The sequence below is a fragment of the Mycobacterium sp. shizuoka-1 genome, from assembly GCF_002723835.1.
Taxonomy (GTDB): domain Bacteria; phylum Actinomycetota; class Actinomycetes; order Mycobacteriales; family Mycobacteriaceae; genus Mycobacterium.
On the sequence record NZ_BEWG01000019.1, the window covers coordinates 8463 to 20819 of the forward strand.

The following is a 12357-nucleotide window of genomic DNA, read 5'->3' on the forward strand; positions in this document are numbered from 1 at the left end:
GGTGGGGGCGGCGGTTCGGGTGGCGGTGAACTGGTCAGGGCGGTGGTGGTCGGTGCGGTGGTGGACACGGTCGCCGAGGGCTCTTTTGTGGAGCTTCCCGAGTCGTCGGAGTCCAGGGACACCAGCAGGACGGCCGCCACCAGGATCGCGACCACCGCCACGCCGATCGCCCCCATCGCCAGCGTCGCCTGCTTCTTGCGGTACCAGGGCCGTTCCGGGAACCAGAACGCGTCGGGGGCGAACGGGTCGAAACCCTCCTCGGGCCGCAGCACAGGCAGGGCCGGGTCGGTCGGCGGGTCCGTGTGGTCGTCGAGGGAGGTCACCGAGCCGGGATACGGCTGTTCGGGATACGGGCCGAACGGATCGCCGAACTCGACGGGCGCTGCAGCCTCGTCGACTTCCCCGGCGGGGTCCTGCTTCCGCATGGCTACCCATGCTAAATGCCTTGCCAGGGCAGATGCAGCTTTCCGCAATCAGGCGAGTTGGCGGACCACCTCGGTGGCGAACAACTCCACGTGGTCGAGGTCGGTCTGGTCGAGCACCTGGAGGTACACCCGTTCGACCCCGGCCTCGATGAAAGGGGCCAGCCGGTCGACGATTTCGGCGGGCGTGCCGACCAGCGGGGTGTTGGTGCGCAACTCGTCGACGTCGCGGGAGATTGCTTGCGCGCGCCTGCTGATCTCGGCTTCGGTACGGCCGGCGCAGACCACGAATGCCGCCGAATAGACGATGTCGTCGGCCGCCCGGCCGACCTCGGCCAGCGCGGCGCGTACCCGGGCGTACTGCGGCGCGACGAAGTCCAGGGCAGGGAACGCCAGGTTGAATTCGGCGGCGAAGCGGGCGGCCAGCGCCGGTGTGCGCTTGGTGCCGGTCCCGCCGATGACGATCGGCGGGTGCGGCGCCTGTACCGGTTTGGGCAGCGCAGGGGAGTCCTTGACCGTGTAATGGGAGCCGTCGTAGTCGAAGGTCTCGCCCGCCGGGGTGGTCCACAGCCCGGTGATGATGTCCAGCTGTTCACGCAGCCGCTCGAACCGCTCGCCCAGCGGTGGGAACGGGATGGCGTAGGCCAGGTGCTCTGCCTCGAACCAGCCCGCCCCGATCCCGAAATCGACGCGCCCCGAGCTCATGGCGTCGACCTGCGCCACCGAGATCGCCAGCGGACCCGGGTGCCGGAACGTCGCCGACGTCACCAGGGTGCCGAGCCGAATCGTGGAGGTCTCGCGTGCGATGCCGGCGAGCGTGACCCAGGAGTCGGTCGGCCCCGGCAGACCGTCACCGCTCATCGCGACATAGTGGTCGGAGCGGAAAAACGCGGAGTAGCCCAGGGATTCGGCTGCTTGAGCCACGGCGAGCTGGTCGGCGTAGGTGGCGCCCTGCTGGGGTTCGACGAAGACACGGAAGTCCATGGGGGCCAGCTTAGAAAACCTTGACCCCTTCGGTGCTGATGAACAGTCCGTGGCCGGTGCCGTCGTTGGTGAACTGCGTGCCGTCCTCACCGGCGTCGATGGTCCAGCCGGCCGCGTGATAGGTCGCGTAGTCGAGTGCCGTGGTCGGGATGTCGCCGAGGTTGCCGGCGATCCAGCGCACGCTGCCGTCGGCGGTGACCTCGACCCCGTTGGCCGGCTCACCGTTGACGACGGGTGGGTTCGTGAAGTTGGACTCGCACCCGACGGCTTGGGTGTTGATCTGGCAGCGGGTCTGGCCGGATTTGGTCTCGATGTAGACGTATCCGGTGTCGCTGGGCACCAGCGTCTGGATACCGCCCGGTGACGGCGCCGAAGTGGGTGTCGGGGTCGCCGACGTCGGCGGTGCGGCGGTCGGCCTGCTGGTGGGAAAGCTCGGTTCGCCGCCCGGCCCGCAGCCGGGACAGTTGGCCGCCCCGTCGACGGTGTTGCTGCACCCGGCGGCAGCGGCGCCGGCAGCAACCAGCCACACCACTGCGATACCGGCCCTCATGCCGTTGGATATCCGCACACCGAACTCCTGCCGTCGCCTGTCAGGGTACGCACCAGTGACGGATGTGACTTGTGTGACTCGCGGGGGCGGTCCGACGTGGTCCACTGAACCGTCGATCAGACAGCGAAGCTCGCGCTAGATTCGATGCGTCGACGACGGGAAGGGACGCCATGGCGCACACCGACGGGCTCCTGTTCAATCCGTGCACCTACGATCCGCGACAATTCGACGCCGGGACGCGGCGCCGGCTGCGAGCCCTGATCGACTGGTTCGAGGAGCGTGGCAAGGACAAGCTGCTCGCCGACCACCTGGACACCGTCTGGGTGTCGGATTTCCTGGAATTCGTCAAGCAGGAGCGGATCTTTGCGACCTTTCTGACCCCGTCGGAGTTCGGCCTCGTGGACGACGACAAGCGCTGGGACACCTCCCGAAACGCCGCCCTCAGTGAGATCCTCGGGTTCTACGGTCTGGCCTACTGGTATGCCGAGCAGGTCACCATCCTGGGACTCGGCCCGATCTGGCAGAGCGACAACATCAAAGCCAAACAACGAGCCGCCGAGCAGCTCGAGGCGGGCGGGGTGATGGCCTTTGCGCTGTCCGAACGCGAACACGGTGCCGACATCTACAACACCGACATGATTCTGACGCGGGCCGAGGACGACGACGAGGGCGTGGTCTTTCGCGCGACCGGCCAGAAGTACTACATCGGCAACGGCAACGTCGCGGGCATGGTGTCGGTGTTCTCCCGCCGAGCCGATGTCGACGGCGCGGAAGGCTACGTGTGGTTCGTCGCCGACAGTGCCCATCCCGACTACGAGCTGATCGGCAACGTCGTGCACGGTCAGATGTTTGTGAGCAGCTTTGCGCTGCACGGCTATCCGGTGCGAGAAGAGGACATCCTGTGCACCGGAGCGGAGGCGTTCTCGGCGGCTCTGAACACCGTCAACGTCGGCAAGTTCAACCTGTGTACCGCCTCGATCGGGATGTGCGAGCACGCGTTCTATGAGGCGATCACGCATGCCAACAACCGCATCCTGTACGGCAATCCGGTCACCGACTTTCCGCACGTGCGCGCCAGCTTCGTCGATGCGTACGCGCGTCTGATCGCCATGAAACTGTTCAGTGACCGCGCAATCGACTATTTCCGCAGCGCCGGCCTCGATGACCGTCGCTACCTGCTCTTCAACCCGGTCACCAAGGCCAAGGTGACCTCAGAGGGTGAAACCGTCGTGCGGATGCTCTGGGATGTGCTGGCCGCCAAGGGGTTCGAACGCAATACTTACTTCTCCGAGGTCAAAGACCTCATCGGCGCGCTCCCCCGGCTCGAGGGCACCGTGCATGTCAACGTTGCGCAGATTCTGAAGTTCATGCCCAATTACCTGTTCAATCCCGGCTCGTACCCGCAGGTCGGCACCCGCGACGATCCGGCGGACGATGTGTTCTTCTGGCAGCAGGGCCCAGCCGGAGGCGCCTCGAAAGTGCAATTCGCCGACTGGGTCCCGGTGTTCGAGAGGGCGTCGGCGATACCGAACGTCGCCCGTTTCACCGAACAGGCTCGGGCACTGAAGACGTTGCTCGCCACCGCTGCCCCCGATGCCGAGCAGCAGCGCGACTTGGACTTCACGCTCGTCGTCGGACACCTGTTCACTCAGGTGGTCTACGCTCAGCTGATTCTCGAGCAGGCCGAACTGCGCAACCTCGACCAGGATCTGGTCGATCAGATCTTCGATGTCTTGATCCGGGACTTCTCCGGCTACGCGGTGACCTTGCACGGGAAGGCGAGTTCGACTTCGGTGCAACAGGAATGGGCGCTGTCAGCGATACGCAAGCCGGCCGTCGACAGCGACCGGTTCGATCGGGTGTGGCAACAGGTGCAGGCATACGACGGCGCGTACGAGATGCGCCCCTAGCGGCAGCGTCGTCGCCGCCGGGCCGTACCGGACCTCACTGTGAATGGCCCTTGTACCGCTTGAACCGCCACAGATACGGCACCAGGCGCCGGGCCGGCACCGGAATCGGCCAATCGTCGGCGCGGAAGTAGGCGTCCGACCCGCCGTCGACGAAAATCACGCTGCCGCAGAGGAAATCAGCCGCCTCGGACAGCATGAACAGTACCCAGTCGGCCAGTTTCCCGGCGTCGCCGAAGCCGCCGATCGGCACCGGGAACGCGTGAATGGTCTTGGCCTCGGCCGGGGTGGCCAGCTGCTTTTCCAGCAGGGGAGTCAAGATGGCCCCCGGGGCGATGGCGTTGAGCCGGATGCCCGCACCCGCCCAGTCGCGGGTCACCGCGTGACGGCGAACCCAGCGGCTGACCGCGACCTTCGACGCGCCGTAGGCCATCGAGGGCGCGGCGGGGCCCAACAGCCGAAGCGTGCGCACCGCCTTGTCACCGTCACCGGCCAACAGCGCGTTGATCGCCCGGCGCGGGATGGCCGGAATGGTTGTGGTCGAATTGCTGGAGAACACGACGACTTTCGCGCGGTCGGTGGCAGCCAGCGCAGGCCGCCACGCCTCCAGCAGTTCCACCACACCGAAGTAGTTGACCTGCGTGATCAGCTTCGGCCGTTCCCGGCCCGGGGTGGGTCCCAGGCCGGCGGCCATCACTGCTCCGTCGAGCCGCCCGCCACAGGCGCTCCGCACGGCGTCGGCGGCCGCCCGGCGCCCGGCCGGCGTCGACAGATCGGCCACCACGTCGGCGGCCTGGACGTCGACCCCGATCACCGTGTGGCCGTTGGCCTGCAGCCTGGTCGCGACAGCCTGTCCCATGCCCGATGCCGAGCCGGTGACGACGTAGATTCCCATCCGGCGAGTATGGCCTACCCAGGTGGCGGAAAGGGTGGGGTCAGGCCACCAACACCGACGGCACCAGGGGTTCGGTGGCCGCGGGCGGCGTCGGCAGCGGATGGCCCGGTGAGAAGATGTCGACCCCGGTCATCCAGGCGACCAGCTGCGCGAGTGCGTCGGTGGCCGCGTACACCACGCCGCCGACGACCTGCACGACCACCTTGGACACCTCGGCCAGCTGGCTGACCAGGAAGATGTTCTGCTCGACGATGCCTTGCAGCGTGCTGGTGATGCTGGTCAGGCCGCCGTCGAGGAAGTACGGGATGCTGGCGAAGATGGTGCGCACGCTCAGCGCCACGTTGGTGGCGATGTCCGGCCACCCGTTCATCGCGATCGCGTCTTTGAGCGCCTGCTGCAGATCTGCCGGATCGACCTGGCTGGAGCCGAGCGTGGTCAGCGACACCCCGCTGGACCCGGCAGGCGGGGGCCCGCCGAACAGATTCATGATCGTGGGCGTCACGTCGACGATCGAGTAAGACAGGTTCATCTGGCCCGGGTCGAAGCCGGCCCCGTTGGCGATCACCCAGGTCGAGGTCTCGTCGGGCGACTGGAACCCGTGTCCGAAGCCCCGCTGCGGCTGATGGCCGTGGTCGGTGACGACGATGACGGTCCAGTTCTCGCCCGAGTCGGCCACCGCGTCCATGATCGCGCCGATGTTGGTGTCGGTCCGGTTGATGGCCGCGGCGTACTGCGGGGAGGCGCCACCGTATTGGTGGCCGGCCTCGTCGACCTGCACGAGGTAGGAGAACAAGAAGTTGGGGGGTTCGCCGCTCATGATCGCGGCGACGGTCTGGGCGGTGACCTCGGCGTCGGTCTGCGACCAGTTGCTGTCGCCGGGAACCTGCGGGACGAACGACACCGAGTCGGCGGGATACAGCCCGGCCCCGGCGATGTCGGTGATCACGTTCCAGTCGGCGATCGCCATGGTCGTGATGTCGGAGTTGTAGGCCTCGAGCTGGTTGAACACCGTCGGCCACTTCATATACGTGTCGGCGGTGAAGATGTTGTTGATGACCCCGGTCTGATTGTCCCAGGCCCCGGTCAGGATCGCGGTCCACGACGGGTTGGAGATCGTGGTGTGGCCGACGATGCTGGCCACCCCGGTGACGCTGTTGTTCATCAGGTCGATGAAGTTGACATTGATGTCGGGCTGGGCCAGGACCCGGCGCAGGTTGGTGCCGTCGACGCCGATCACCAGCACATGGACGTCGGTCGGGTCGGCCACGTTGTTGGTGACGTTGATGACCGTCGCGGCGGCGCGGGCACGGTAGGAGGAGCCGGTCGACGCGCTGCCGGCCGGTGCCAGCGGCAACGGCGGCGCAGGAAGCGGGGCCGGTGGGGTCGGAAGCGGAAGCGCCGCAGCCAGTTTCATCGGCATGATGGTGCGGCGCACCGTCCTGGCGGCAACCGAAGCCGCGGGCGCCGGGTCGGCAGTTGTCGCGCTCCTGTCGGTCGCGGCGGCCCGGCGCGGTCCGGTGACCACGCTGCCTGCCTTGGGCGCCGACTTGCGGGCGCTCGACGCCGAGGACTTCGACGCGCTCGACGAGTCCGCCGATCCGGATTCGGCGTAGGCCACCGCCGTCGCCACCGCCGAACCGGTGCCGGCGACCACGCCTGCGACCGCCACCCCCAGACACACCTGCTTGATCGTCGTCACGTCGTCGTCCCCGATCGGTCGCCCTCAGTTATTACACAGCCGTGTCACAGAGTAGAGCCGCCGCATCGGACTCAGGGGAGTTTCCGCGCGGATCGGTTAGCCTCCCCAGGTGGACGTCGACGTCATGACCACCGCGCTTCCGCTGGCCGAGATCGGCGCCTTGGCCCGGCGCACGCTGACCGCCGGATTCTCGGGGATGTTGTTCACCGAGACCGGGCGCACCCCCTATCTGAACGCGGCGGTGGCCTCGCAGGCCGCGCCCGGACTGCAGCTGTCGACCGGTGTCGCCGTTGCCTTCCCGCGAAGCCCGTTCGTCTCGGCGGCGACCGCCTGGGAACTTCAGGAGGCCACCGGCGGGCAGTTCCGGCTGGGTCTGGGCACCCAGGTCCGCACCCACGTCACCCGCCGGTACGGCATGCCGTTCGACCGTCCCGGCCCGCGGCTACGCGATTACGTGCTGGCGGTCAAGGCCTGCTTCGCGGCCTTCCGCACCGGCACACTGGACCATCGCGGCGAGTTCTACAACCTCGACTTCATCACCCCACAGTGGAGCGCCGGGCCGATCGAGGAGGCGGATCCGAAGGTGGACATCGCCGCGGTGAACCCGTGGATGCTGCGGATGGCCGGTGAGGTGGCCGACGGGGTGCACGTCCACCCGATCGGCGAGCCGGGGTACATCGCCCGGCACGTGGTGCCGAAAGTGGCGCAGGGAGCGGCGAAGTCGGGCCGCTCACCCGCCGACATCGCCGTGATCGTGCCGGTGATGACCGTCGTCGGCGACACCGAGGAGGAGCGCGCGGCCGAGCGGGAGCGGGTCCGGTTCTCCATGAGCTTCTACGGCAGCACGCCCAACTACGCGTTCATCTGGGACGAGGCGGGCTTCGAGGGCACCACGGCCCGGATCAGGGAGAAACAGAAGGCCGGTGATCTCGCCGGGATGGCCGCCCAGATCACCGACGACCACATCGCCACATTCGCCACGGAGTCGACCTGGGACGGGCTGGCCGACGCGTTGTGGCAGAAGTACGGCGCGACCGCGACCCGCCTGGTGCTCTACAACGCGCTCGGCGACACCGAGCGGTTGGAACGCTACGGCGAGGTGGCCCGCCGGCTCCGTGGCCGGACCGAACGGTAGAGCAGGAGGTAGCGTGCCCGCCATGCGCGTCGTGGAGGTCTTCGCCGATGTCCTGTGCCCGTTCACCCATGCCGGGCTGCACACCCTGATCGACCGGCGCTCCGCCCTCGGGCACACCGAGCCGCGGCTGCGCATTCATGCCTGGCCGCTCGAACTGATCAACGGCGCGCCGCTCGACCCGCACCACATCGGCATGGAGGTCGCCGCCCTGCGCGCGTCGGTGCGCCCGGACCTCTTCGGCGGATTCACCGAAGAGACCTTCCCCGCAACGTCGATGACCGCCTTCGCGCTGACCGCAGCCGCCGACCGCACCGGCGATCCCGTCCTGGTCGAGTCGGTCGGGATGGCGTTGCGCGACGCGGTGTTCGAGCAGGGCCTCGACATCGGCCTGCCCGACGTCGTCGCGCCGATCGCTGATCGGTTCGGCCTGGAGCCGCTCGATGCCGATGCGACGGCGGAGGCCGTGCGGGCCGACTGGGACGACGGGCGCGCCCGCGGTGTGGTCGGTTCGCCGCACTTCTTCACCTCCGACGGCGCCGGGATGTTCTGCCCGGTGCTGGATATCAGCCGCGACGACGTGGGCGACTTCGTCATCGCGTGGAAGCAGGGCACCGAGTCCTTCATCGACAGCCTGCTGGGGTGAGCAGATGAGCACCCATCTGGCCGTCCTCGCCACGCTTGCCCTGGCCCTGTTGTTCAGCCCCGAGACGCTGGTCCTGGGACTCGTCGTCGCCAGCGACAAGAAGGTGCCCCGGCAGGCGACGCTGGCCTTCTCCGCCGGTGCGGTCGCCGGCATCGCCTTCGCCACCGGTATCGGTATCGGGATCGCGGCGCTGACCGGTGCTCCGGCCGCGTCGCACACCGACCACGCGTCGTGGCCGAGCTTCATCGTCCGGATCCTGATCGCCGCTGCCCTGTTGGCGATCGGTGTACACCGCGCCATCGGGGCCGCGAGCCATAAACCGATCACCGACGTGTCCAAACCCGAACACCAACCGGGCCGCCTGCGGACCCGGCTCACACAGCATTTCCCCGGGCTCGACCCCAAGGCCGATCTGGCCCCGCGGCGGCGGGTCACCCGCGCCGCGCTGGCCGGCTTCGCCGTGTGCGGATTGCATCCGAAGGTCTTCCCGATCGCCATCGCCGCCGGCCACCAGATCCTGGAGATCACCGACCGCGGTGAACGCACCTTGGGCGCGGTCGTCTTCGCGGTGATCGCCGTCATCCCCGCGTTGGCGCCGACAGTCATCGAAATGGTGCGACCGGGCTCGGCGGGCCGGATCAAAGAAGGCTACGAGCGGATCATGAAGGTGCACGGGCGCTGGATCATCGCCGTGCTGCTGTTGCTGGCCGGCGCCGTGGTCGGGCACAACGCCTTCGACCACATGCCGAAGCACTGACGCCGTGAGCGCGGTCGCCGCCGAAGACAACTCGGTTCGCCTTGGCGGCCTGCTTGGCGGGGTGCTGCTGACCCAGATCGTCAACAGTGCAGTGCATCTGGCGCAGCCACTGCTGGTTGCCGACATGTCCGGATCGCTGGGCAGCGCGGCGTTCTTCTCCGCGTTCGGCACCGGGGTGCACATGCTCGGCACCTACCTCGGCGGCTGGCCGACCGATCGGTGGGGCGCGCGGTTGGTGCTGGTGTTCTCGACCGTGCTGCGGGGAGTCGTGCTGGCCGGGATCCCGATCGCGATGGCATTCGGCTTCGCCAGCCTGCCGTGGGTGATGGGGTGCTACACCGTGGAGGCACTGATCCGCGGCTACGTGGACACCGCGGTGCACACCGTTCCGCTGGAGATGGTCGGCCACCGCCGAGATCTGCTGGACCGGATCAACTCTCGCTACGAAGTGGCCTTCGAGGTCGGGGCAGTGGCCGGGCCTGCAATGCTCGGCGGGCTCATGGTGTGGACCGACGGCATCGTCGCGCACATCGTGATCCCGGTCGGCTTCGTCGTCTCGGGGGTGTGCTATCTGCTGATCCCGAAACCGTCGGCACCGGCGGCCGCCGCCGAGGGCAGCGCACACGGGGGATCGTGGGCTGGACTGAAATACATTCTCGCCCATCGCTATCTGTTGCTGGTGGTGGCCGGGCTGATGCTGTTCCACCTGTACGAGTTGCGCAAGATTCTCAGCGCGTTCTTCGCCAAAGGCCTGCTCCACCATCCTGCCGCGGTCGGCCACATCGGGTCGGCGTTCGCGCTCGGCGGCGTCGCCGGAGCTGTGCTGTATGCGGTGACCCGGCACAAGGGTTCGGGCGTCGGCTGGGTGTTCGGCGGGGCGCTGGGCACGCTCGTGCTTGCCGTCGGCTGGTTGCCGGTGAGCCTGCCCGTCATGGTGGTGGCGGTGTTCGTGTTCGGCGTCGGCAATGTCTGCGCCCGGCTGGTGCTGACCCGGTGGCGCCAAGAACTGACCCCGCTGGAACACGCCGGTGGGGTGACCGCAGCCTCGGAGTTCGGCCGGACCGCGGTGTCAGTGGGCGTCAACAGCGCTGTGGGCGGCGCCTTTTCGTCGGGCGCGAGTGTCTACGGTGCGTTCGGGATCGTGGGCGGCCTGCTGGGGTTGTTCGCCGTCGCGCAACTGGCGCTGGCCCGATACTTCGGAAAGCGCCACCAGAAGCTTTAAGCCGCGTTGATCGAGATGCTCGTCGGGTCGACCGTAGGCAGGCTCAGCTGCAGGTCCGACACGGTGAGGGTGCCCAGGGCGCCGACCGCCCGGTAGGAGGCCGACGATCCGAACAGTTGCAGCGTCACCTTCTGGCCCGGCTTGAGGGTCTGCGCGACCATCTCCAACGGAACGGACACGGTGTGTTCGGTGCCGTCCAACGTCACCAGAATCGGGGTGACCTGGTTGCCCAGCACCTGGCCGGTGGAGTTGTCGACGAGTTGGGCGTAAAGGTGACTGCCGGAGCCCTTGCCCGAATAGGTGAAGCGCAGCTGCGGTGCGCCGACGACGTAGGTCAGGCTCGTGACCGCCGGCGTCGTGTAGTCCAGTGCGTCGATCGCCGGGGACGACCCGATGGGCAGCACCCCGAACAGTCCGCCCGCGCCGAGGAACGGCACCAGCGGCAGAGTGCGCGTCTTGGTGTTCGACAGCACTACCGGGTCACCCGGGGTGAGCTGGTAGGACGCGGACGAAAGGCGTTGGCCCCGTTGATCGACCCACTCGAACTGCGGGCCCGTTGACACGCTGGCGTCGTCCTTGACATACCGGTCCAGCCATTCGAGGGTGCGCTTCTCGATCAGCACGCCACCGGTGTTGAACACGTCGTTGGTGCACAGTCCGTGGCCGCCGCAGAACCAGAGCACCTTGGTGGGTACGCCGTTGGCGATGAGCACCTGCGCGTTGGCGTCGGCCTCGGCCAGGGTGAACAGGGTGTCGACGGTGCCCTCGATCAGCAGCGTGGGAGCGGTGATCTTGTCGAGCAGATAGTCGGGGCCGCGCTGCGCGAGCAGATCCTGATCCGCCTGAGACAGGGTTCCGGCCAGATCCCCGTTGACGGCGGCGGGAATGATGGCGGGGTTGGTCCGGGCGAGCGTGAGCACCAGTGCGGCAGCCAGAATCGTGCCCCAGCCGCTCTTGAAGGACTGGGCCTTGTACAGCGAGGTGTTCAGGCTGTTCCACGCGATGGTCGGGACGATCGCGTCGACCCGGTGATCGGTTGCCGCCGTGACCAATTGGATGCCGCCACCGTAGGACGCGCCGACCATTCCGATGCGGGGGTCGAGGTTGGCGGGATCGCCGTCGAGCTTGGCCTCCGGCTGGGTGGCCAGCCAGCTGATGATCGCCGACACGTCGCGGGCCTCGTAGTCCGGCGAGTCGATCTGCAACTGGCCGCCGGAGTTGTACTCGCCGCGCGGGTCCCAGGTCACCACGTTGTAGCCGGCGTTGCGCAGGGTGAGGATGCTGGGCATGCCCAGGGCGTTGGTCAGGACGCCGTCCAGAAAGCTGCCGTCGATGCTGGTCTGCCCGGGCATCCCGAGTCCGGGACCGTCGAGGATCGTCGGCGCCTGCTCGCCGGCCTTCAGGCCGGTGGCCGGCATGAAGTGCACGTAGATCGGGGTGCCGTCGTACGAAATGACCTTGACGTCGCGCGGTCGCACGGTGTCGGGCGATGCGCCCGGGTGCACCGGGTAGCCCAGCAGGGGATGCAGGACGTCGCCGACGATCGGGATCTGGTGGATGAACGCCACGATCGGGACCACCAGGACCGGTCCGAGGACGGGCACGTGCTGCAGGATTGCCAGCGGGGCGATCTGGGGGATCGCGACCACGGGTGTCGGAGTGCTGGGCACCACGGCGGTGGTGACCTGACTGGTGACCACGGGCGCGGTCGCGGTGGTGCTCGGTGTCTGCCGGCGGGTTGTCGCCGCCAGCGCCAGCGTCACCGGGTTCTCGGCGGGCGGGCCCGGGTCGGCGGGGACGGGCCGGGATGCCGCGGTGAGCGCCCCGGTGGCGCCGACCCGGATCAGGGTGGCGGGCCGGATGGTCGCGCGCGGGGCGGCGGTGCGGGCCGGGCCGGCATTGGTCTTGGTGCGCGCGGTCGGCGAGGTCCGTGCCGAGTGGGCTTGGTGCGAGGCGGATGTCGAGGAATCCGGCGAGCTGGACGGGGCCGCGGTGGCCTGTCCTGTTGCGGAGGCGATCGCGACACCGATCCCCAGCGCGACCGCGAGCCCACCGATACGACCGACGTACCCCCCTGCACCCATGCCTATATAGGTATCGTGCCGCGCCGGACTGTGTCTGCCGGTTGTCCCAACTCGACAGA

General features: G+C 68.2%; 10 protein-coding genes and 1 pseudogene. 5 read left to right on the forward strand and 6 right to left on the reverse strand.

Annotation, left to right across the window (positions count from 1 at the left end):
- The 3 genes and pseudogenes from MSZK_RS04820 to MSZK_RS04830 all read right to left on the reverse strand — a co-directional run.
- Positions 1–425 (reverse strand): annotated as a pseudogene (locus MSZK_RS04820) (hypothetical protein); the annotation flags it as partial.
- Positions 426–473: 48 nt separating this feature from the next.
- Complete coding sequence (locus tag MSZK_RS04825) at positions 474–1406, reverse strand: LLM class F420-dependent oxidoreductase (RefSeq protein ID WP_099245382.1); 933 nt, start codon at positions 1404–1406, stop codon at positions 474–476.
- Positions 1407–1416: 10 nt separating this feature from the next.
- Positions 1417–1956 (reverse strand): hypothetical protein, encoded by a 540-nt coding sequence (locus MSZK_RS04830; RefSeq protein WP_371411289.1) that lies wholly within the window; start codon positions 1954–1956, stop codon positions 1417–1419.
- A gap of 170 nt (positions 1957–2126) precedes the next feature.
- Here MSZK_RS04830 and MSZK_RS04835 point away from each other — a divergent pair, with 170 nt between their 5' ends.
- Positions 2127–3866 (forward strand): acyl-CoA dehydrogenase family protein, encoded by a 1740-nt coding sequence (locus tag MSZK_RS04835; RefSeq protein ID WP_099245386.1) that lies wholly within the window; start codon positions 2127–2129, stop codon positions 3864–3866.
- 34 nt (positions 3867–3900) lie between these two features.
- On the opposite strand, the gene MSZK_RS04840 is transcribed toward MSZK_RS04835, so the two are convergent.
- Together MSZK_RS04840 and MSZK_RS04845 are read right to left on the reverse strand one after the other, a co-directional pair.
- A complete protein-coding gene (locus MSZK_RS04840) occupies positions 3901–4758 on the reverse strand; it encodes an SDR family oxidoreductase (protein WP_099245388.1) in 858 nt (285 codons plus the stop codon).
- A gap of 40 nt (positions 4759–4798) precedes the next feature.
- A complete protein-coding gene (locus tag MSZK_RS04845) occupies positions 4799–6457 on the reverse strand; it encodes an alkaline phosphatase family protein (protein ID WP_142389869.1) in 1659 nt (552 codons plus the stop codon).
- A gap of 109 nt (positions 6458–6566) precedes the next feature.
- Here MSZK_RS04845 and MSZK_RS04855 point away from each other — a divergent pair, with 109 nt between their 5' ends.
- Genes MSZK_RS04855 through MSZK_RS04870 form a run of 4 tightly spaced genes read left to right on the forward strand, consistent with a single transcriptional unit; the run spans position 6567 to position 10214 of the window.
- The gene (locus tag MSZK_RS04855) at positions 6567–7592 is read left to right on the forward strand and encodes a TIGR03617 family F420-dependent LLM class oxidoreductase (RefSeq protein WP_099245394.1); all 1026 of its coding nucleotides are present in this window, start codon (positions 6567–6569) and stop codon (positions 7590–7592) included.
- A 22-nt stretch (positions 7593–7614) separates the two neighbouring features.
- Positions 7615–8235 (forward strand): DsbA family protein, encoded by a 621-nt coding sequence (locus MSZK_RS04860; RefSeq protein ID WP_099245396.1) that lies wholly within the window; start codon positions 7615–7617, stop codon positions 8233–8235.
- A gap of 4 nt (positions 8236–8239) precedes the next feature.
- On the forward strand, positions 8240–8992 hold the full coding sequence (locus MSZK_RS04865) for a GAP family protein (RefSeq protein ID WP_099245398.1): 753 nt from the start codon (positions 8240–8242) through the stop codon (positions 8990–8992).
- Between the two features lie 4 nt (positions 8993–8996).
- Complete coding sequence (locus MSZK_RS04870) at positions 8997–10214, forward strand: MFS transporter (RefSeq protein WP_099245400.1); 1218 nt, start codon at positions 8997–8999, stop codon at positions 10212–10214.
- On the opposite strand, the gene MSZK_RS04875 is transcribed toward MSZK_RS04870, so the two are convergent.
- Entirely contained in the window at positions 10211–12298 is a 2088-nt protein-coding gene (locus MSZK_RS04875) for a CocE/NonD family hydrolase (protein ID WP_099245402.1), read from the reverse strand. The genes MSZK_RS04870 and MSZK_RS04875 overlap by 4 nt on opposite strands.
- Between the last annotated feature and the right edge of the window lie 59 nt (positions 12299–12357).